Source organism: Niallia sp. FSL W8-0954 (genome assembly GCF_038005605.1).
GTDB classification, from domain to species: Bacteria; Bacillota; Bacilli; order Bacillales; family Cytobacillaceae; genus Niallia; species Niallia circulans_A.
Genome location: NZ_JBBOTN010000001.1, coordinates 1145428 through 1165660, shown reverse-complemented (window position 1 = coordinate 1165660; position 20233 = coordinate 1145428). Strand labels below are relative to the sequence as shown.

The window sequence follows — 20233 nt, the reverse complement described above, 5'->3', positions numbered from 1 at the left end:
TCAATTTGCAGATTTATTTCTTATAATATCATAAAAAATTTTGTACTAAATGCCCCCGTTAGTCCAATAAAGAAAAATGATACAGCTTACATTAACACAAAAGCGTTGTTGAACTGAGATCAACAACGCTCCTCGTTTTAATATCCCCCTAATTCTTTTCTATTTGGGGCATGTGGTGGTTCCTCCATCCATCCCCTGTCCATTAAAATATCAGCCCCATCCTTTCCAAACTTCAAAATTTCAGGAATCAATTTCAAATATTCAGTAGACAGGTCAATTCGTGATGTGATAGATAATGCATGCCCAATATAGGTCAACCCTTGTGTATTAAGCGTGTTTACAAGGTTCATAATTAACTTTTCCGAAAATGGAGATATAGTAGAAGTTGAAACTTCGGTATTAATCATGATAGTGCCAATTAAATCATCTTTAATTAAGGCATCATTCAGAAAGCGTATTTGTTTTTTAGCTAACTCTTTTCCTTTAATTAAATAATTTTTTATCTCTTTATCTTTTACAACTTGAATAAAACCTGTGAGTAAGATTAAACCAAAATAGTTCCTTTCAATGTTAAAAAACATTTCAGAAATTTCAAGTACATTTAGTGGCCGTTTTGGTTCAATAAATTTAGACAGTAGGCCTTCTTTAGTAACAAACTCGACTGAATCAGGATATGGAATCATTGTTGGTCTATCATATATTCCTTTAGATAGCATCAGATCAACTGATTTATTATAAAGGTCTAATGAAGAAGTCAAACAATTAGAGAAAAAAGTTCTAATATCTTCTCTTGCAACATTAGAAAGCTGAATACTATAGTTCATTAAACCTATCCGACTCATACCATAGATATAGCTTACTGAAAATAAATCAAAAAACAAAGGTGGTGCTGTGAGGTCAAGATCATCATCTGAAAATCCCTTTGGAATAGGGAAGCCTTCACTTTTAAATATGCTTTCTATTTCTTCTATATGTTTATTAGATATATCTAAAGTTAGTTGAATTAGAGGGTTAACATCTGTGTAGTTCGAATGATGTAAGAAATGCTTTGTAAGACAGATAGACAAGCTATCAGATATATAAGTTCCCCATAAACCTGCAATTTCAGTTGATGATAAGCCTACTGAATGTTTTGGCTCCATTGAAAATCTCCTTTTCAATAAAATTTTTTCTAATTTAAGTATGCTCAGTTCAAAGCTATATATACCGTGAGATCGAGTTGCCATAACATCATTCCTGTTCTGCCAACTATACACTTCTTTCAAATAGTAAGCATTAATCATGTAAATGAGCTGAATAATAACATTATATCTACTGATTTAAAGATCGTTTCTTTCTGCCGCATGTAAAAGATAACAACCCTCACAGTTAACAAAAGTTTATGGAAATCCATCCCTTTAAAAATATGGTTTCGGCCCTCTGCCTAACTGTCTATGCTTAAAGATAACTTTACTCCTCCAAGCCCCTCTATATGGATACCACGAACAATTGCATAATTTGTTCAACATTTTCTTGAGTACTCCGTCTTTATATAGTGAACTGACTTTCAGAATTAATAAACTGGAATAAAGAGACTCTAAAATAAGCGATGGAAACTAGGTGCCTAGAATGGAAAGAACCAACTCAATCTCGAGTTGGATTATATAATAATGCAGATAGCGCAAAAACTGTTCAAATGATAATCGATACAATAAAAAAAGAGAGAAAATGGTCGGGAAATACATGTGAAAAGAGGTTTTTTATTAACTCGCTAGAAGCTCTGGAATCCCGGTATAGCCACGAGCTTTCAAAACCATAAAAAGATGCTTTCCTTCATTCAGGAAAGCATCTTTTAGCACAATAATAAAAGTGTTTTTAATCAAAGATTTTTAATTAAGCCTCTGTTAAAGCTTAATGTTGATATTAATAGAAATAACGGAAGTTCCATAAAAATGGAACTTCTATTTGATTTTATTGTCTTATTGAACTAACGCACCCAATCGTTGAATAACCTAACTACCATCTTTCTCTAATTTCTTTTATGACAACTTCTGGATTATCCCAATGTAACATATGAGAAATATTAGGTACTAAATTTACAGTTGCTCCTGTTTTTTGTGCAAAGATGCCTGAAGTTATATCCCTATACGTATCTTGTGACTTAGGAAGGGTTGCACGGAGTAATAAGATATTTAAGTTATTAGGGAGTTTTTCATAGATATCCTCCGCTTCATCTTTGTACATACCTTTAATAATGTTACCAGCCGTTTTTCCCCTTGCGTGCCAATAATACTTTCCATCCTTAACAAGAGCTAAATCCTTTGCCGCAGTCATTAATAGTGGAGTTCTTCTGGAGTCACCAAAGACAGCCACATCCAAAAACTTTTCCCAAGTCCCTACATACTCTTCAAAATCCTTTTCGTAATACTCAATTTCTTCTTCTATTGAAGTAGAATTTCTTCTTTTAGTCTGGTAGCCACCGTCAATTAGAATTGTCCCCAGCACTTTCTTAGGATAATTAAGTATATAGAATAAAGAAACAAAACTTCCCCAAGAATGAGATAAAAAATAAAACTTTTCAATTTTTAAGATTCCGATAATATTTTCCAACCATTTTGCTAATGCGGGCATTTCATACCTTTCTACACGATTAAACCCATCTGTTTTACCGTGACCAGGAGCATCTATACTAAAAATTCTATAATCATTCTTTATTTCTTCTGCGATTTCAATAAAACTTAGGCTTGTACTTCCTAATCCGTGTAAGCAAAAAATTACAGGTTTATTTTCACTACCCCATTCTGTTATGTGTACATTGATTTCCCCGTCATTAATTATGTACCTTTTCAATTTTTATTTTTCCTCTCATATCTTTATTTTCTTCTTCAATAAAACTGCTCCATAGTTGAATAAAGAAAAGCCCTTTATACAGTAAACTTAGATAATCTAAGTTTATCATATGTTTCTGCATTTGGAATTTAATTCCCTTTTACTATTATATCGTTCTTAGTGACTTCATTTTGCTGATGATGATTGCTCTCTAACAATTGAAACCACCAAGATAGTTGTTCAGATACGTGGTCGCCACGCCGTTAAAAAGCTGTATCCAACCTTTCACCTTTCAGTCTTCGGTGGTAGTTGTGGACGTTCTGGATGTGATATAGACCCTTGGTGTAGGTATTAATTACACTGTATCTACTTTACAAGGCAACTCTTTAGAAGTTGATTTGTCACTATTAATAAAAAAGGGAATAAAAAACAGTGGGTAAATCATTAAATACAAATTTACTGCCCACCAGCTTATATCAAACTCTAAACTAAATCCCCAAAATGCAATAGCCTGCAAACCCGAACAAAAGGTCAGCACTAATGAAATTAAGGCATACGGCTTCCATTTTGCACTTGTTTTCTTATATAAGTATAAGCTATAGAGCCCTGTTGCTGAGATGAAAATATCTAAAGGAAAAAACGACCAGTTCCAAGCAATAATAATGGGATTATCATAATCCTTAAAGGCCCATTCTATAGGAATAAGACTGAAATATGTAATAATCCAATATATGATAAAGCCTATATCGGTGACGAGAAAAAAAGGCTTTAAATATTTCATTAACAAAATCCTTTCTTATTTAAATATTTCTTTACTGCTGAAATAAGACCAAATGTAGTCACAGTTACAATAAACAATTATAAGAGTTCATTCCTACAGGTAATAGAAGTAAAATAGGATAAAATTTGAATAACTAGTATAACTACTCGCTCATCTGAGACTTGTGATCAGATGCTTCACTATGATCGACAGTAAAGTTAAGAGTTACAACGCCGATAATAATAAGAAAAATCGCAGTTATTTTCACAAGACTTAAACTCTCATTAAAATAATATACTCCAATAATTGAAATAATTAGGATTCCTATACCTGACCAGATTGCATAAGCCACAGAGATTTCGATCGTCTTTAATGCCAACGTTAAAAATACTAAACTGTTTAGATAGAAGAATATTAATAAAATACTTGGTAATAACTTTGTTAAGCCTTCAGATAATTTCATACTTGTTGTACCAGCAACCTCAAATACTATTGCCAAACATAAATATAGCCAAGAAATATTAATCACCTTCCTTATATTTCGAAATGCCATTCAACAATATATCCATAACTGCTTCTAATTTTTCTTTAATTGTTAATGAGCTTTGCGAAACATAAATTTGATTTATAGCACCTAGATACAACTCAATAAAGATATCTAGATTAATATCTCGAAGGTTTCCTTGTTTTATCCCTTGCTTCATCAAAGTAAGAACAGTTGACCATTCTTCTCTTAGGAAAATATCTAATTTCTCCCATTGTTGAAAATGGTGCTTTTTTAAATCGGACAATAAGCGAATATCCATAATCCCGAACTCTTCAGGAGTACTACAAAGGATAAGTTTAATCTTATCTAACACATTTGTATTCTCATCCATAACAATCTCTTGTTCATTTTGCTTTATACTATGAATAAGTTTTTCGATAATCTCGTCAACAATCTGATCTTTTGAAGAAAAGTATTGATAAATTGTTCGTTTGCTTGTTCCTAAATTAGCAGCTAACTCACTCACTGTAAAACTAAATCCTTTTACTTGAATCAATCTAATTGTTTCATCAATAATTCTATTATGCAAAAACAGACCTCCTACCAATACGAATGAAACTCATTCGGTTTTATTGGTACCAGTATAGTATAATATCTAAAATTGCACAATAGTTTTATAAAATGTAATAATGACAAATACTCGAACTCTATTTCCGGAATGAGAGGCGCTGCATTATTTAGTCAAATAAATAAACAAGAACTTCTACTTATGAATGATTCTGAGCCAGCGTCTTCATAGAACAATTTCAATCGTACAATCCACCTTCAGTTAAAACCTATCTTAATAGCTAATCAAATTTGATCATTAAAAGAAACCATCAAATATTAGATGGTCCCTTGTTCATATTTGCAATTATTATCCCTTGAATATATAAAGAACAGTTATTTATCATGTACGGATTTCTTTATTTGTTAATAAAGAAATACCTTAAAAAATACTAATTATCTCATCATATTAAGTGAATGATTATCTTTAAACGCACCTCTCCCTTTATTTAACTCTTGAAAGGCTTTCTATTAAGTAGTTTAAAAGTAATTGTTTGGAAGAAGTCATGTTATCATACCTCAAATTTCTCATAATACCTATCTTAATATCTGAATTGTTAATCTCTACATCTAATTTTTTACAGTTGTCGGGAATAGGCATGGAAGAGACAATTACGCCTATTGCTCCATCTATTGATATAATAAACTGTGGGATTATCGATAATTGGCTAATTGTATAGCAAAAGGGCTTTTTAGAAATAGTTAGTAATTCTTTTTCTAACTTTAACTGATAAATGCAGTTCTTTCCTCCTGTAACAATTGGATAATCGCACAGCTCTTCTAAGCTGTACATTCTACTTTTATTAGCGAAAGGGTGTATATTGGAGACTATAAATGCTAGCTTCTCTTCATATAAAGATTCAAATGTATATGGAAACTGTCCAGCAATTTCTGCACATATGGCAAAGTCTATTTCATTTTTCTCCAGAGCTGCTGCTAAAGAATTTGTATTTCCTACCACAAAGTTGCAAACGATTTTAGGCTTTTCCCTACTAAATCGAGCTAGAATACTTGGTACTATATTCGTTATTGAGTCAATAATCCCTATATTAATAGTTCCAACTTCTTCTTTTTGTATTGCCTTTGCCTGCTCCGTAACAAACTTCCAATGGTTGATAAGATCATCAACTTCTTCCGCAAATATTTTCCCAGCAGGTGTTAACTCAGCCTCCCATCCTCTATAAAAAAGGCTAATTCCCAATTCCTTTTCTAATCTTTGAATTTGATTCGTAATTGTTGATTGTGCATAATGCAGTGATTCTGCAGCTTTTGAAAATGTCCCTTGTCTTAGTATCGTTTGAAAAGTAATTAGTTCTTTTAAATCCATTATCTTCCCTCTTTATCGAAATTATCGAATTATGTTATTCAATTAATTCAATTATATAGATCAAGAGTTATAAACTACAATGATATTAATAAGATAGAGGAGGATATAATATGCCATTTATTAAAATTAGTTATCTTGAAGAGCAATATAATAAGAAGGAATTACAATTTATTAGTACACAAATAATGAATTCTCTAATCAAAGAATTTAATGTCCCATATGATTATTTTTTTCAAGTATTTGATTCACACAAAAAAGAACAGTTCCATTTCAATTCCCACTATTTAATCAATGCCAAAAGAACTAAAAAACTTTTGTATATTCAAATTACATGCGGAATAGGCAGAACTATTGAGCAAAAGAGGAATCTATACCATACACTAACTGATAATCTTAGTGAAAAAAATATTGTAACTAAAGAAAATGTTTTTATCATTCTTAATGAGACTCCATTGGAAAATTGGTCATTTGGTATGGGAGAAGCACAGATGGTTACTAATTGGAACGCTGCTACTACCATAATAAAAGAAAATCATTTATCTAAGAAAGAAATAAAATCAAATATTAGAAATACGCTAGGAGATTTAGCTCCTGCATTTGTAGACTATACTGAAAGTGTGCTTTTCGGTGATTTATGGAAGAGAAAAAACTTATCGATGCGAGATAGAAGTCTAATTACGCTTTCTTCCTTAATTACAGCAGGTAACATAGAACAATTACCATTTCACATCAATTTAGCGATGGAAAATAAAATCAAAGAAGATGAAATAATCGAGTTAATTACGCACCTTGCCTTCTATACTGGTTGGCCTAAGTCAACTTCTGCACTGGATGCAGCAAAAAAAGTATTTTCATCATAATCTGTATTGGCTAAAAGTGTGTTGAGCATAGTTCAACACACTTTTATTGTAAACATTCTATTTATAAAAAAAAGCCATACTTATTTTATCTATTTTGCTAGATTGATTATTTGTAAGATTCTCCATTGGAAATTATAATCCTGCTACCAATTAGCTCTTATCAATAACGTAACTTAATAGTTTTTTTTATAGCTAAAGTTCCCCATTCTTTCCTATGTATCCAAAGATATTTTCATTTTGTATAACATAATCGAAGATGCATGATTAGCAGTTAATCTCCCCTATAAACATTCGTTAGCTTAATAGTTTTTGAACCTTATCAGCAATATAATCTCTTAATGAGACAAGTTCGTCTTTCTCAAAAGTATTAGTACCATTTCCATTATTATAAGAATCGACGACTTTACGAATGATGGTCCTTACATCCTTAGGGAAAGTTTTAAGCCCCCAATTACCAGCTTCTTGCTTCGAGGAAACGACTCCTTCTTTAAGATACCAAAATACTCTTATTAAATTTAACGAACAATAAATGGGGTCTTTTTCGATATTTTCCAAACAATCGTAATAGTCACCTAGTATGGACGATATATAATCTGCGCTTGGAACTAAAGGAAATACTTCCTTTATAGGTTTACCTTCTACACAGATGCCTCTTTGATAAGTAATCGTTAAATGAGCTGCTAAATCGGCATCTGAATGAATGTCACTATTTAGATACTGATAGGTACCATTTAACAAATCTCTTTCGAAGCGTTCTCTCCAAAACTCACTATAATGGAAGTCAAATGCAGATGGATGCTGCCAATGCCGTAATTGATCCGTATTTAGAAAACTTATTTCAATGGGATATGGAGAATTGGAATAACCTAATAAGAACCGCGCTAATTTTCTTTTATCTTCTACTTCTAATGATTGATGCGTAATAACCAAAGCATCCACATCGCTGCTTTTAGGATTAAATCCTCCCATAGCCAAAGAACCATGTATATAAAAACCAAGGTAATTGTCTTTTATAATTTCCTTCATACTTTTATTTAGATGAAAGACAAAATCCTTCACTTCTGAAGAACATGTTTTCCAAACATCCCCCATCTTTCTCCCCCCTGTTCTTACTCCGTTACCAATATGCTTATTTGTTAAAAATAGTAATTTTAGTTAATATTAATACTAACTATCGCCAATGTAAACATTTACAACTATCATATTGCTGTTCTGTGGGGAAATAAGAATATTGTACAAAAAAAGGATAGATAGAGCGAATTCCTTCCACTCTTCTATCCTTTTTCTTTCAATGCATATACTGTATGATATTTTATCATCCTTCCCTACTTAAAGCTTCACACGATAAAAGCAAAGTATAAAATAAATAACAAGCAAAGTACATACATAATTGGATGAACTTCTTTATAACGCTTTTGTGATACTAAACATATTGGATAAAAAACAAATCCTAATCCAATCCCGATTGCCACACTAGAAGTAAGAGGCATCATAATAATTGTTAAAAAGGATGGAATGACAATTTCTAACTTCGTCCAGTCTATTCTCCTAATTTCCATGGCCATTAATGCCCCTACCACAATTAATGCAGCAGCTGTAACTTCCACTGAAATAACGGCAACAAGTGGTGAAAAGAACAATGCGATTACAAAACAAGCTGCAATGACGACAGACGTAAAGCCTGTTCTTCCTCCGACAGCAATACCTGCCGAAGATTCAACACTCGTTGCAGGTGTCGATGTGCCTAAAATAGCCCCAATGGCACCGGCAGCAGAATCGGCAAGCAGCCCTTTACCGATATTAGGAATCTTATTATCCTTCATCATTCCAGCTTGACTAGTTAAGGCAATTAATGCACCTGCAGTATCAAAGAAGGCAACAATTAAAAAGGTAAAGATAACTGTCAGTATTTCTGGCGTAAAAATCTCATCTAAATGAGAAAATACAACACCAAATGTTGGTTTAAGGCTTGGTATATCTCCAACAACCGAAGAAGGAACTTCTATTAATCCAAAAATCATTCCCACAATCGTAGTAATGACCATGCCATAAAAAATCCCGCCGTTAATGCCGCGTACTAACATAACAATTGTAATGACAAGACCTATAATTGCCAGCAGGGTCATAGGGGACGTTAAATCACCAATCGAGACAAATGTATCTGGATTGCCAATAATAATTCCGCCATTTTTCAACCCAATAAACGTAATGAAAAATCCAATTCCAGCAGCGATTGCATGCTTTAAACTCGCTGGAATGATATTAATGATCTTCTCGCGGATTTTCATTAAACTTAATAACATAAAAATGATTCCTGCAACAAAAACACCCGTTAAAGCGACCTGCCATTCTATTCCCATTCCAATACATACAGAAAAAGTGAAGAACGAATTCAGGCCCATACTAGGTGCAATTGCGATTGGAAAGTTAGCAAGTAAACCTATAAGTAATGTTCCGATAATCGCCGTGAGCGCAGTTGCTGTGAATACAGCACCGCTATCCATTCCGGATTGGCTTAAGATAATTGGATTTACAACTAATATATATGCTATCGATAGGAAAGTTGTTATTCCTGCAAGTGTTTCCTGCGCATAAGAAGTGTTCCGTTCTGCAAATTTAAAAAAGTCTCTCATGTTGTAGTCTCCTATTTGCTAAATTATAGATCGATAGGGAGTGATTCTAAGATTAGTTTTACCACTAATTCATTTTATTTTCCCATTAGATAGTAAGTATCCGCCGGTAGAACCGGCGGTTTTAATTTCGCCCTATAAGGGCACTTTACCAACGAAGCCCCTAAAGGGACCTCTAAATTGACCGCCAACCGTTTACTCTCCCTACTTATCTTTAAATGGATCGACGTATTCTCGTTTGCTCATATTATCTCGCAAACGGTCCTCTGCTTCTTGCTCTCGTATATACTTTGCAATTGTTTTTTCGTTTAATCCAACCGTACTTACGTAATATCCTTTCGCCCAAAACGTTCGATTTCCATGATTATATTTTAAATTTGCATGTCTATCATGGATCATCAATGAACTTTTACCTTTTAAATATCCCATGAAATACGAAACAGACATTTTCGGTGGTATTTTTACCAGCATGTGTATATGATCTGGCATGGCATGTGCTTCCATTATTTCTACATCTTTCATTTCACATAGTTTTCTCAATATAGCACCTATATCTTTTCTTAATTTCCCATATACTACTTTCCTTCTGTATTTGGGAATAAATACGATATGATACTTACAATTCCATCTTGTATGTGATAAACTATTGTCGCTCGACATGAGCAGAACTCCTCTCGTTATTTGAAGTTGGTTTGACGGCCATCTTCTATTATAACGATTGGAGTTTTTTTCTAATACGACTCTACAAGTTTTATTTTCACACAGGCAGAGCCTGTGGTTTAAAAAGAGTAATAAAAAAAACTTTGACCCTTATTTGGTCAAAGCTTTTCTACAAAACGGAATAAAAATGTTATAAAATTCCCATTCCTTGTAGACAAGCTATTTATTGGTAGCTGGTAGAAACTTTCAAGCCATATTCTTGAATTTATACAAGGTCTATCTATTCTTTTTAAAAACAATAGGAGAATGATAACAAGATTAATTTATTATGTCAATAGTATAAATTGGAATAGAATTGTCTAGTAACAAATGCAAAATACTGAGAATTGAAAGCAAACCAACTCGGAAAAAGCCATAAAAAAGACCATTTCGGTCTTTTTTATGGCTTTGCTTCTTCTACTACTAAGGAGATGAATTTATCATTTTTTGTATTATGATTCACCGCAACAATAACTGTTTTTTCCTTTCCACCCTCTTTTACGAGAAATTGAAAGGAATCTTGTTCTTCTTGCGGAGATATTTTTTTGCGCCCTAAATATTTATAATCAGTTACAGACTCTTCTGGATAATCTGCCTTTACTACAGCCATTTCAACAGTCCCAAATTTCTTATAATCTAACTCCTGGACAGCTAAATGATGGGATGGAAACATAAATACCATAACTAATACTGATATGGTAACAATAAGAACGGATAAAGATTTAGTCTTCATATTTACCTCCAATGTTTTTTCTTATTATGAATCTCCCAGCATTTTTTTATGTATCGCATCTATTTTTTTGGCTTCCTCAATCAGCGTTCTGGGAATGGTTTTATTTCTGGCCCATTCTTTAGAAAAGTTTGTCAAGGAAGGGTGGCGCTCATCTACCAATGGACATATTTCAATTGTATATGCGGGTAAATGATAGGTCGTAATAAACCAATCTGTAAATCCACCCCCTACGGCGTCTTTAGGTGGAACCCCAAGCTTGTACCCAGTTTCTTTTGCGAGAACTTCTGCAATCATCCGATCTCTGTCCTCATTCACTCCATTATTATATTGCCAAAAAATCTCCTGACCAGAAGAATGGTAAGCAACCGCAATCGTTGGTTTTATTTTTTCTGTTAACTCGACAATGGCTTGTACCTCTTTTGCTTCAAATGGAGCTTTCCCTTTATAATTTTTATAAAAAGGTTCTTTTTTGGAATCCTTTATATACTCCCATCCAGCAGGATATTGTCGATTTAGATCCACTCCTAGCCCATTACTTTTCCAACGCGTAAAATCATTTAGGCCGCCATTCATCTTCTTTATTTTTCTTTTCGAGAAAAACGGAAATTTGTTGATTTTCCCCTGTTGAATGGTGACTCCATCTGGATTGATCATTGGTACAATCCAAATCGAATAGGAACCAAGAAAATTGTCTCCATTCTTTATTGTCCCTGCAATATCCTCTGCCATTTTCATCGTTAATAAAGAAGTAATCCATTCCCTTCCATGATGTGCACCTGACAAAAGGATACTTTTCTTTCCTGTCCCTATTTGAATCGCATAAATTTTTCGACCAAATTCTGATTTTCCAATCGCATGGACTTGGAGCTGTTTCTTATATTTACTTTTTAAAATCCAAACATCATCTTGAAAGTTTTCGTATGTATACACTTCACTCGTATCAACAACTGATTTCGCATAGGACTCCTTTGTATTTACACAAAGAAAGACTGAGATTGCAGTTAGAATAATAATAAGTCGCCTTTTCATAATAACCCCTTTTTTCTTTATATTGTGGATATATAGGAGTCCTTATTCATATTACGTTGAATTTATTCTCACATGAAACCACAAGAATTATACAGGTAAAAACAGAAAACCCTTTTAAATCAATATAGCCAACTTTTAGTGGGTAACATTCTTACCTTTATCCATATAATATAATCATCTCCTTCCCACATAAGGAGGCATAAAGATGAACAAAACAGATTATGATCGAGCCCTATACTATACTCATCGATCAGAGTGGGATAATCTTCTCATATTGATGGTAAGAACCCATGATAACTTTCTCTCAAAAAAAATTGAACAATTTCTGCATGCCTACAACTTTGAACATGATTATTCAGTCATAGAAAAACATTTATATTCCTTATTACGCTACATCGATCACGCCAACGATTTAGCCGAAGAAGAATGGATTCACACAACTACCATGTAATAGATAGAATCCCACCAAAAAACCACGACACTTCAGTCGTGGTTTGAGTTTGTCGACAAAAAGATATTGGCGAAGTAAGAATTACATTTTTATGTGTTGATTGGAGTGGAGGGGGTGAGACTCCCTCGAGGAAAGTTGATATACCAACGTTTACAGCGTTATTTTTTTAGTCCAATATTTTTTTAGGAAAACTCTTTGAATCATATTTTAACTAACTATTCCATTAATTATAATATTTGGTAAGTAAGTGGACGCGACGCTAGAGCCAATAGGGATTTATTGACAAATATACACTATTAGATGCATCCGGTATCTCTACTCTTCTTATGAGGACGTACCCTCCCATGTCTCTTAGCGTCGCGCGCTTACATTCCTTCGTTTGGTCTCATCATAAGGCAGAGGCTGGCATCATGCTCCTGTATGGACTCTAAGTCGTAAGTCTCTCTAAAAGCCAGCTTTCCTGTCATCTTTTTGAATATAACCGTCTTATAGATTTTTATTTGGGTTGGAGGATAGAGAGATCTTGTCTCATTCGCTCCTTATCAAACAGTACTTCTTGCTGACAAAGTCCATGAAAAATCTTTAACATTTTATTACATAGAACGACTAATGCTTCTTTCTTCTTCAAAGGGTTTTCTTTTCTAGAGATATAATACTGATATAAATCATAAAAGGTTTCATTATTTCTAATCAAAGGCAAGACAGCACGATAGAGAAGGGCTCGCAGCTTTCTTCTCCCTCTTTTGGAGATTCGCTTTTGTCCAATCATCTTTCCAGAAGAGTTCTCTCGTAAGGTTAATCCCGCTAATTTAATAAGTTGGCGTGGATGTTTATAATGCTTGAGAGAACCCACTTCTGCTAGTAAATCTATAACGGTAGTTTCCCCAATGCCAGGGATTGATAATAAATAATGATATTCCGCTTGTTGCTCTGCTAGTGTCTTTAAACTTTCATTTACCTGTTCTAATTGCTTTGTCAGAAGTTCGTATTGAGTAATTAAAGAGTAAATTTCTATACGAGCCATATTGGAGCCTTCTGTTAATCCAATAGATTGTACCGCCACTCTCTTTAGTTGTGCTATTTTAGGTCTTGCTGGATACTTTAGTTTTTCCTTTTCCAAGTATAAAAGGACTAACTCCTCGATTTCTTTTTCCATTAAGTCTACTGGTAAAGGGGTATGTTTTAATATGGCACATGCATTCAGCCCTAAATCTTTAAATGCTACTTTAAATTCAGGAAAGTAACGATCCGTCCAGCGAATGATACGATTCTTCACTTTCGAAATGTCCTTTTTCAGATTCCACCGAATAGAGGAACCTTCTCTAAGCTCTGCTTCTATTCCTTCTATTTGACGAGGATCACTAAAGTATCCATTGGTTATTAGTTTAGCAATGACTCTCGCATCCTTCTTATCATTCTTCGTTTGTAAGTTATCATCCAACTCCTTGGAACGATTCACATGTAGAGGATTGACCATGACAAAACGAATATCATTTTGGGTAAGAAAAGCAGCTAAATTCATCCAATAGTGCCCAGTAGGCTCGAATCCAATCAATAAATCATCCTTTTGATGAATTGCCTTTAGATTTTGAAGCTTGAGATAAAATTGATGAAAACCATGATGAGACTGGTGGATAGAAAAAGAGGTACTTAACTCAACCCCTCGATCGTCCACCGCACATGCATAGTGTGTATTTTTAGCAATGTCAATTCCAATGATTAAAGTGGAAGTAGACACTTGATTTAAACGGTGATTACGGGTATTATTCATAATAGATTCTCCTTCTGACGCTGTGTTGATTGGTCTCAATATTAGCATCATAAAGGAGGATCTTTTTTTGTGAAATACCACAGAAACTAATCCCACAGGAATGCTCCTGTGGGATTAGCGAGACAGTCTGAGACCCTGCAGGCTGTAAGCAGACCGCGGTTCAGCGCGAGCCCCACGGAAAGCGAACCCCCGAAGCGGAAAGCAACATCCTAATAATTCAAAGAGATTAGTTTGTCTACAGGTAAAACCACGACTCTTCAGTCGTGGTTTTACCTGTTCATTTCATATTACATCTATAATTGATTACTTCTTATATTCAATTCGGTATACGTCAAAGCGTCTATCTTTTAATTGGCGGACTGTTCCTCTTTGTCGTTGTCTTCTTAGTATTTCTAAATCTACATCTCCGATCATAACCATTTCTATATTTGGGTTTGTTTCCCCAACAATCCCATCTCGTGCAAATTCAAAATCAGATGGCGCGAAGATAGCCGATTGGGCATATTGAATATCCATATTTTCTGTTTGTGGTAAATTACCGACAGTCCCAGCAATCACCGTATAAACTTGGTTTTCTACAGCTCGAGCTTGCGCACAATACCGGACACGTAAATAACCTTGGCGATCTTCTGTACAAAACGGGGTAAAAATAATTTTCGCCCCCATATCGGTTGCAATCCGGGCTAGCTCTGGAAATTCAATATCATAGCAAATTTGAATCGCAATTTTCCCACAATCTGTATCAAAAACCCTGACGGCATCTCCTCGTCTTATCCCCCACCATTTCCGCTCATTAGGCGTTATATGTAATTTATATTGTTTCTCAATCGTGCCATCACGTCTAAAAAGATAGGCAATATTATAAATTTCTTCATCATCTTCTTTCACAAAATGAGAACCACCGATAATATTAATGTTATAGCGAATTGCTAAATTAGTGAAAAGCTCAATATACTGCTCTGTATATTCTGTTACCTTTCTAATAGCCGTACTTGGAACACGTTCATCCATAAACGACATTAATTGCGATGTAAGCAATTCAGGAAATACAACAAAATCTGATTCCCCATTGGATGCTACATCTGTATAATACTCTACCTGATTGGCAAAATCCTCAAAACTCTTTATCTGTCTCATCTTATATTGAACAACGCAAATCCGCACAGGATAACTGCTTTTGAAAAAACGTTTAGATTTTGGCATGTATTCTACATTGTTCCATTCCATAATCGTTGCATAGCTTTTCGATTGGGCATCATCTGGTAAGTAATTTGGATTAATCCGCATTAACGTAAAACCATTTAATAATTGAAAGGACAGTACTGGATCATATATTTTATGATGAAGTACTTCTTGAACATATTCTCTTGCTGTCATTTGGTCTTCATATTTATAATAATTCGGTATTCTACCGCCAATGATAATACTTTGTAAATTCAGCTGACGCACTAACTCTTTTCTCGCTTCATAAAGACGGTGTCCTATTTTCATTCTTCGGTATTCTGGATCTACCATTACCTCAATTCCATAAAGATTATAGCCATGGGGATTATGATTTGTGATATATCCGCCATCTGTCACTTCATCCCATGTATGGCGGGCATCATATTCGTCAAAATTTATAATCAAGCTAGAGCATGATCCAATAATTTCCCCATCATATTCTGCAACAAATTGTCCTTCTTGAAAAATCTCAATATGGCTTCTTAATTGATCCTTTGTCCACGGATCCATGCCTGGAAAGCACTCCGCTTGAAGCTTCATGATTTTATCAATATCCTGAAATTCTGTGTTTCGGATAATGAGTTTTTTCTCAAATTTCGATAAATCCAATTTTGGCATACTATTTTACTCCCTTATGTATGATCTTCTTAATCCATACTCTACATTTTATTTACTATTTTTACATTTCCCCATTTTTTTCAGATATAATCTCTCTCCTTTTGGAATTCTAGTTTGTTTACATCAATTCCGATTACCTTTATACTTTTTTTATAGTGAAAATATTTCTATCAATTTTAGGAATCAATAAACACAATAAAGGAGAATCTTATGGAGGAAAAAACAAAGCAAAAGGATTCACGGGAGAACATTTTATATTTGGCATGGATTGCAGCTGTCCTCAGCATGTTTGGCAGTCTCTACTTTTCCGAAATTAGAGAATTTGTTCCATGTACTTTGTGTTGGTATCAGCGTATTTTAATGTACCCGTTTGTGATTATTTTAGGAATTGCGGTAATTCGAAAAGATTACAAAATCAGCTTTTATACCATGATTCTTTCTGGGATTGGCGCATGTGTTTCCATTTATCACTATTCCATCCAAAAGTTAGCTAGCATCTTTGAATCGTCATCAGCCTGCGGACCAGTTTCTTGCACAGGTGAGTACATAAATTGGTTAGGTTTTATCACGATCCCCTTTATGGCGCTAATTGGATTTATCATTATCTTTACTTGCAGCCTTATTATTTGGAAAAAAACAAAGGAGATGAATGAATGAAAAAAGTCCTGTTTTTCCTTGTCTTTATTATTATTTTATTTGCTGGGGTAGCTTTTTTATCTCATATGAAAAAAGAAAAAGCTGTGGAAGGCAATATCTATAAGAAAGCAGATCTGGAGCCAGCTACAGTTGAATTATTAGAGAATCCTAATTACCAAAATATCATCCTTCCTGATGAACTCGAGGAAAAATTAAAAAACGAGGAAGATGTGACCGTCTATTTCTTTAGTTCAGAATGTCAATATTGTTTAAAAACTACTCCTGAATTAATGCCACTTGCAAAAGAATTAAATGTATCGATTGATCAATATAATTTATTGGAATTTGAGGAAGGCTGGGATAAATACAATATCGAGTCAACTCCTACTATTGTCCAATACAAAAATGGAAAAGAAGTAAGCAGAATTAATGGCTACAAAGAACCTGCAGTCTTTAAACAGTGGCTCGAAGAATACAGTGTGAAAAAATAAGGGTGCTAAAAAATTTTGTATAAAAAAGGCCATCGTCTTTCTATTGACTGCGATGGCCTTTTTCCTTTCCTAAAGAATAAGCAATAGGAAGTTAGAAAAAATTAAAGTAAGTATGAATTATTTGCCTCTGCATACATACTAAAATTCACTTGATTGCAGGAATCCCCGTTACTGCTTGATCTAAAATTATCTAAATGGAAGGGAAAGAATATATCCAATTCCTCGAGAATGTGGACATTTTTTGCAAAAACTTGTTTATATTTGTGCTTATTCTCTGGATCCTCCAATATGTTCACAAGGGTTTGAAGACTGGCAATTACTTGATAAGATGTTTTTAATGTGCTTAATAACTGCGCTTTTTCTGGAGTAATAGCTAAAACCTTTAATCGTTCGAATTGATTAATTTCCTCATCTGAAAAGTAAAAAGGAAATACCTTCGAATAAAAGGTCTGAATCAACTCATTAATTCTTTCCTCTTGTGTTGGTGTTGATGCAAATACGACTTTCATGAAATGAAACACCCTCTTTATTTCTTATAAATTTACACAACCTAACTGTTACCCATAGTCTAACATATCCCCAAAAACCATTTCTGTGGTAATTAAAACCATGATATGATAACTAAGTTATATTTAAGACACTTTTATCATTCATTCGTATAAAAAACAAAGGAGATTTTATGTATGATATATGAAAGAAAAGGAGACTGGCTACTGCTTAAAATCCCTGTGCAATGGGAAGGATTATCGATCGAGGAGTTCTTTTCACAGGTTTTACTTGCTTCAAAAAAGCAAATTCATCTATTTAAAATGGAGAAAAAAGTTCAATTAAATAACCAAAATGTTCCATGGAATTCCATGCTTAAGCAGGAAGATATTTTAAAAATTAATCTCTTTCAGCAGCAGCCTAACAACATTATCCCAATTTATATGGATCTTTCTATTCTTTATGAAGATGATTTCCTTTTAGTCGTAAACAAACCTGATTCCATCGATACCCATCCTCATTCTCCCGAAGATACTTCTTCCTTATTAAATGGTGTGGCCTATCATCTATTATTAAGTGGAGAAGAAAGACAATTAAAGCATATCCACAGATTGGATCGGGATACTACCGGGTGTATTCTTTTTGCCAAACACGATTTAGTCGCTAACATGCTTGATTATCTATTAAGAGAAAGAAAAATTAAAAGAACGTATATCGCTCTTATTGAGGGTTTTTTAGCACAGAAAAAAGGAACGATTAATAAGCCGATTGGGAAAGATCGACATCATAGCAGCCGTCGAAGAATTTCAGAAACAGGCCAACAGGCAATCACCCATTTTAAACGAATCAAGCGGCTGCCGTCTGAAGATTTAACCCTTATCTCTTGCACTTTAGACACGGGCAGAACACATCAGATTAGAGTCCATTTAAGCTCCATTAAGCATCCCCTTGCCGGAGACAAACTTTATGGCGGGAAACCAATGTTCCATCGACAAGCACTTCACGCGGCGAAAATTCAATTCACCCACCCTATCTCGCAGGAACAAATTACAGTCTTTGCTCCGCCATTAGACAATCCGCCGATATTCCCTAATGAAGATTGGGAAGAATTGCTAAGTTAAAGGGCATGTTTTCAACAAAAAAAAGGAAATGGCTTAAGAAAGCTCATTTCCTTTTTTCTCTATACTTTATGTTGTTTTACGCATACCACGCATAATCAGGCTTAGAATAAATACTAAAACGACTGCACCGATAATGCTCGGAATAATGGCGAAATCAGCAATGGATGGACCCCAATCTCCTAAAATTAATGATCCTAACCAAGCTCCAACAAAACCGGCAATAATATTACCAATAACTCCACCAGGAATATCTTTACCAGTAATTAATCCTGCTAACCATCCTATAATACCACCTATTATTAATGACCATAAAAATCCCATATTTAACACTCCTTTTTCTTATAGTGTTGATATTTTTCAATGAGATAGTGAAAAACATGCTGCAGCAATGATTTTTCCGTACGGTTTATTTTCACTATCTGCTTGTACTTATATTTACCACCCTTTGAGTCTTTTAAACATAACTATTACATTCATTGTTTTAAGAAGATTCATTTAAGTGCTTCCTAACAAAAAATCTACGCCTAATTAATTAGGCGCAGACCTTTTGTTTGTTCCGTTTTATAGTCTTTAAATTTAATTAAAATAATAATTCATCTGGATTACTGCCAAGTCTTTCATTCATATTTAAGCGATCGATTTGATCCATTTCCACTAAGCTTAGTTGAAAATCAAATATCTCTGCATTTTCTTTGATTCTTTCTGGATGAACAGACTTAGGAATTATAATATTTCCATGTTGCAGATGCCAGCGTAAAATAACTTGAACAGGGGTTTTCTCATGCTTTTTCGCAATATAATTAAGTGTCGGTTCATTTACTAACCGACCTTTGGCAATCGGCGACCATGCTTCCACTTTGATATCTTTTTTCTTGCAATATTCTCTTACGCTCTCTTGGGAAAGCCTTGGATGTAATTCAATCTGGTTAACAGTTGGCTTCTCATTTGCATTTGCAAGTAAATGTTCTAAATGATGTTCATGAAAATTACTTACACCAATAGCTCTAACTAATCCTTCTTTATATAATTTCTCAAGTGCTTTCCATGTTTCCACATATTTATCTTTTCCTGGCCAATGAATTAAATATAAATCTAGGTAGTCTAAGTCTAATTTTTTCAAACTCGTTTCAAATGCTCTTAAAGTGGAATCATATCCTTGATCATCATTCCATACTTTAGTAGTAACAAATAACTCATCTCTTTGGATAGCGCTTTCTTTTATCGCTCTGCCTACTCCTTCTTCATTCTTATAAATGGCAGCAGTATCAATAGAACGATAACCAAGATCCAAAGCAGTTTTTACTGTTTGGAATACGGTGTCTCCCTCTTCTACTTTAAAGACACCAATCCCTAATTGTGGTATTTCTACTCCATTATGTAGCGTCACTTTCTGTTCGATGCTATTGACCAAACAAAACACCTCCAAAAATCAGAATTATCCATATAATAACACTTATTTGAATACTTCTCTATAAATATGAATTATTCCTTTTAAA

22 protein-coding genes, 1 pseudogene and 1 riboswitch are annotated in these 20233 nt (G+C 34.0%); of the genes and pseudogenes, 5 read left to right on the top strand and 18 right to left on the bottom strand.

Going from position 1 to position 20233, the window contains the following annotated elements; genetic code table 11:
• Nucleotides 1-137: 137 nt before the first annotated feature.
• The 8 genes and pseudogenes from NX902_RS05750 to NX902_RS05715 form a co-directional block, all read right to left on the bottom strand.
• The gene (locus NX902_RS05750) at nt 138-1142 is read right to left on the bottom strand and encodes a DUF3231 family protein (RefSeq protein ID WP_144546714.1); all 1005 of its coding nucleotides are present in this window, start codon (nt 1140-1142) and stop codon (nt 138-140) included.
• Nucleotides 1143-1995: 853 nt separating this feature from the next.
• Nucleotides 1996-2829 (bottom strand): alpha/beta fold hydrolase, encoded by an 834-nt coding sequence (locus NX902_RS05745; protein ID WP_047942733.1) that lies wholly within the window; start codon nt 2827-2829, stop codon nt 1996-1998.
• Complete coding sequence (locus NX902_RS05740) at nt 2810-2950, bottom strand: hypothetical protein (RefSeq protein WP_204259874.1); 141 nt, start codon at nt 2948-2950, stop codon at nt 2810-2812. Before NX902_RS05740 ends, NX902_RS05745 begins: the two co-directional genes overlap by 20 nt.
• 7 nt (nt 2951-2957) lie before the next feature.
• Nucleotides 2958-3152 (bottom strand): annotated as a pseudogene (locus NX902_RS05735) (IS1595 family transposase); the annotation flags it as partial.
• An 11-nt stretch (nt 3153-3163) separates the two neighbouring features.
• A complete protein-coding gene (locus NX902_RS05730; RefSeq protein ID WP_047942734.1) occupies nt 3164-3589 on the bottom strand; it encodes a YvaD family protein in 426 nt (141 codons plus the stop codon).
• A 142-nt stretch (nt 3590-3731) separates the two neighbouring features.
• Nucleotides 3732-4088 carry a DMT family transporter gene (locus NX902_RS05725; RefSeq protein WP_047942879.1) on the bottom strand — a complete coding sequence of 119 codons (357 nt, stop codon included), beginning with the start codon at nt 4086-4088 and terminating at the stop codon, nt 3732-3734.
• 1 nt (nt 4089) lies between these two features.
• Nucleotides 4090-4644 (bottom strand): TetR/AcrR family transcriptional regulator, encoded by a 555-nt coding sequence (locus tag NX902_RS05720; protein WP_047942735.1) that lies wholly within the window; start codon nt 4642-4644, stop codon nt 4090-4092.
• Between the two features lie 462 nt (nt 4645-5106).
• Nucleotides 5107-5988 carry a LysR family transcriptional regulator gene (locus NX902_RS05715; protein ID WP_047942737.1) on the bottom strand — a complete coding sequence of 294 codons (882 nt, stop codon included), beginning with the start codon at nt 5986-5988 and terminating at the stop codon, nt 5107-5109.
• Between the two features lie 110 nt (nt 5989-6098).
• Between NX902_RS05715 and NX902_RS05710 the strand changes: the two genes are divergently transcribed.
• A complete protein-coding gene (locus tag NX902_RS05710) occupies nt 6099-6848 on the top strand; it encodes a tautomerase family protein (RefSeq protein WP_328283652.1) in 750 nt (249 codons plus the stop codon).
• 294 nt (nt 6849-7142) lie between these two features.
• Here the strand turns inward: NX902_RS05710 and NX902_RS05705 are convergent, their stop codons facing one another.
• From NX902_RS05705 to NX902_RS05685, 5 genes are all read right to left on the bottom strand, one after another.
• On the bottom strand, nt 7143-7940 hold the full coding sequence (locus NX902_RS05705; RefSeq protein WP_163186796.1) for an aminoglycoside adenylyltransferase domain-containing protein: 798 nt from the start codon (nt 7938-7940) through the stop codon (nt 7143-7145).
• Nucleotides 7941-8185: 245 nt separating this feature from the next.
• Complete coding sequence (locus NX902_RS05700) at nt 8186-9481, bottom strand: NCS2 family permease (protein WP_144546720.1); 1296 nt, start codon at nt 9479-9481, stop codon at nt 8186-8188.
• Nucleotides 9482-9682: 201 nt separating this feature from the next.
• Nucleotides 9683-10138, bottom strand: coding sequence for an IS200/IS605 family transposase (gene tnpA / locus NX902_RS05695; RefSeq protein WP_095330205.1), 456 nt, complete (start codon nt 10136-10138; stop codon nt 9683-9685).
• Nucleotides 10139-10329: 191 nt separating this feature from the next.
• Nucleotides 10330-10431: riboswitch (purine riboswitch) on the bottom strand.
• Between the two features lie 146 nt (nt 10432-10577).
• Entirely contained in the window at nt 10578-10910 is a 333-nt protein-coding gene (locus NX902_RS05690) for a DUF3889 domain-containing protein (protein WP_163186794.1), read from the bottom strand.
• Between the two features lie 24 nt (nt 10911-10934).
• Complete coding sequence (locus NX902_RS05685) at nt 10935-11939, bottom strand: M14 family zinc carboxypeptidase (protein WP_144546724.1); 1005 nt, start codon at nt 11937-11939, stop codon at nt 10935-10937.
• 205 nt (nt 11940-12144) lie between these two features.
• Between NX902_RS05685 and NX902_RS05680 the strand changes: the two genes are divergently transcribed.
• Nucleotides 12145-12390, top strand: a complete 246-nt coding sequence (locus NX902_RS05680; RefSeq protein ID WP_061797721.1) for a YhdB family protein — start codon at nt 12145-12147, stop codon at nt 12388-12390.
• A gap of 496 nt (nt 12391-12886) precedes the next feature.
• Here NX902_RS05680 and NX902_RS05675 read toward each other — a convergent pair whose 3' ends face one another.
• Both NX902_RS05675 and NX902_RS05670 read right to left on the bottom strand, forming a co-directional pair.
• A complete protein-coding gene (locus tag NX902_RS05675; RefSeq protein WP_047945042.1) occupies nt 12887-14161 on the bottom strand; it encodes an IS110 family transposase in 1275 nt (424 codons plus the stop codon).
• 303 nt (nt 14162-14464) lie between these two features.
• Entirely contained in the window at nt 14465-16003 is a 1539-nt protein-coding gene (locus tag NX902_RS05670) for a bifunctional GNAT family N-acetyltransferase/carbon-nitrogen hydrolase family protein (RefSeq protein ID WP_095330169.1), read from the bottom strand.
• A 210-nt stretch (nt 16004-16213) separates the two neighbouring features.
• On the opposite strand from NX902_RS05670, the gene NX902_RS05665 reads away from it, so the two are divergent.
• Together NX902_RS05665 and NX902_RS05660 are read left to right on the top strand one after the other, a co-directional pair.
• Nucleotides 16214-16660, top strand: a complete 447-nt coding sequence (locus tag NX902_RS05665) for a disulfide oxidoreductase (protein ID WP_095330170.1) — start codon at nt 16214-16216, stop codon at nt 16658-16660.
• Nucleotides 16657-17130 carry a thioredoxin family protein gene (locus NX902_RS05660; protein WP_095330171.1) on the top strand — a complete coding sequence of 158 codons (474 nt, stop codon included), beginning with the start codon at nt 16657-16659 and terminating at the stop codon, nt 17128-17130. Before NX902_RS05665 ends, NX902_RS05660 begins: the two co-directional genes overlap by 4 nt.
• A gap of 101 nt (nt 17131-17231) precedes the next feature.
• Here NX902_RS05660 and NX902_RS05655 read toward each other — a convergent pair whose 3' ends face one another.
• Nucleotides 17232-17639, bottom strand: coding sequence for a DUF5365 family protein (locus NX902_RS05655; RefSeq protein WP_095330172.1), 408 nt, complete (start codon nt 17637-17639; stop codon nt 17232-17234).
• Between the two features lie 174 nt (nt 17640-17813).
• On the opposite strand from NX902_RS05655, the gene NX902_RS05650 reads away from it, so the two are divergent.
• A complete protein-coding gene (locus NX902_RS05650) occupies nt 17814-18737 on the top strand; it encodes an RluA family pseudouridine synthase (protein ID WP_095330173.1) in 924 nt (307 codons plus the stop codon).
• Between the two features lie 66 nt (nt 18738-18803).
• Here NX902_RS05650 and NX902_RS05645 read toward each other — a convergent pair whose 3' ends face one another.
• Entirely contained in the window at nt 18804-19058 is a 255-nt protein-coding gene (locus NX902_RS05645; protein ID WP_061797736.1) for a GlsB/YeaQ/YmgE family stress response membrane protein, read from the bottom strand.
• A gap of 259 nt (nt 19059-19317) precedes the next feature.
• Nucleotides 19318-20148: an aldo/keto reductase gene (locus tag NX902_RS05640; RefSeq protein ID WP_095330174.1), complete on the bottom strand. Its 831-nt coding sequence runs from the start codon at nt 20146-20148 to the stop codon at nt 19318-19320.
• Between the last annotated feature and the right edge of the window lie 85 nt (nt 20149-20233).

Coding starts and splice junctions, on each gene's coding strand:
- NX902_RS05750 (WP_144546714.1), bottom strand. CDS start 1,142: ATGGAGCCAAAACATTCAGTAGGCTTATCATCAACTGAAATTGCAGGT.
- NX902_RS05740 (WP_204259874.1), bottom strand. CDS start 2,950: ATGCAGAAACATATGATAAACTTAGATTATCTAAGTTTACTGTATAAA.
- NX902_RS05730 (WP_047942734.1), bottom strand. CDS start 3,589: ATGAAATATTTAAAGCCTTTTTTTCTCGTCACCGATATAGGCTTTATC.
- NX902_RS05715 (WP_047942737.1), bottom strand. CDS start 5,988: ATGGATTTAAAAGAACTAATTACTTTTCAAACGATACTAAGACAAGGG.
- NX902_RS05710 (WP_328283652.1), top strand. CDS start 6,099: ATGCCATTTATTAAAATTAGTTATCTTGAAGAGCAATATAATAAGAAG.
- NX902_RS05705 (WP_163186796.1), bottom strand. CDS start 7,940: ATGGGGGATGTTTGGAAAACATGTTCTTCAGAAGTGAAGGATTTTGTC.
- NX902_RS05700 (WP_144546720.1), bottom strand. CDS start 9,481: ATGAGAGACTTTTTTAAATTTGCAGAACGGAACACTTCTTATGCGCAG.
- tnpA (WP_095330205.1), bottom strand. CDS start 10,138: ATGTCGAGCGACAATAGTTTATCACATACAAGATGGAATTGTAAGTAT.
- NX902_RS05690 (WP_163186794.1), bottom strand. CDS start 10,910: ATGAAGACTAAATCTTTATCCGTTCTTATTGTTACCATATCAGTATTA.
- NX902_RS05685 (WP_144546724.1), bottom strand. CDS start 11,939: ATGAAAAGGCGACTTATTATTATTCTAACTGCAATCTCAGTCTTTCTT.
- NX902_RS05680 (WP_061797721.1), top strand. CDS start 12,145: ATGAACAAAACAGATTATGATCGAGCCCTATACTATACTCATCGATCA.
- NX902_RS05675 (WP_047945042.1), bottom strand. CDS start 14,161: ATGAATAATACCCGTAATCACCGTTTAAATCAAGTGTCTACTTCCACT.
- NX902_RS05670 (WP_095330169.1), bottom strand. CDS start 16,003: ATGCCAAAATTGGATTTATCGAAATTTGAGAAAAAACTCATTATCCGA.
- NX902_RS05665 (WP_095330170.1), top strand. CDS start 16,214: ATGGAGGAAAAAACAAAGCAAAAGGATTCACGGGAGAACATTTTATAT.
- NX902_RS05660 (WP_095330171.1), top strand. CDS start 16,657: ATGAAAAAAGTCCTGTTTTTCCTTGTCTTTATTATTATTTTATTTGCT.
- NX902_RS05655 (WP_095330172.1), bottom strand. CDS start 17,639: ATGAAAGTCGTATTTGCATCAACACCAACACAAGAGGAAAGAATTAAT.
- NX902_RS05650 (WP_095330173.1), top strand. CDS start 17,814: ATGATATATGAAAGAAAAGGAGACTGGCTACTGCTTAAAATCCCTGTG.
- NX902_RS05645 (WP_061797736.1), bottom strand. CDS start 19,058: ATGGGATTTTTATGGTCATTAATAATAGGTGGTATTATAGGATGGTTA.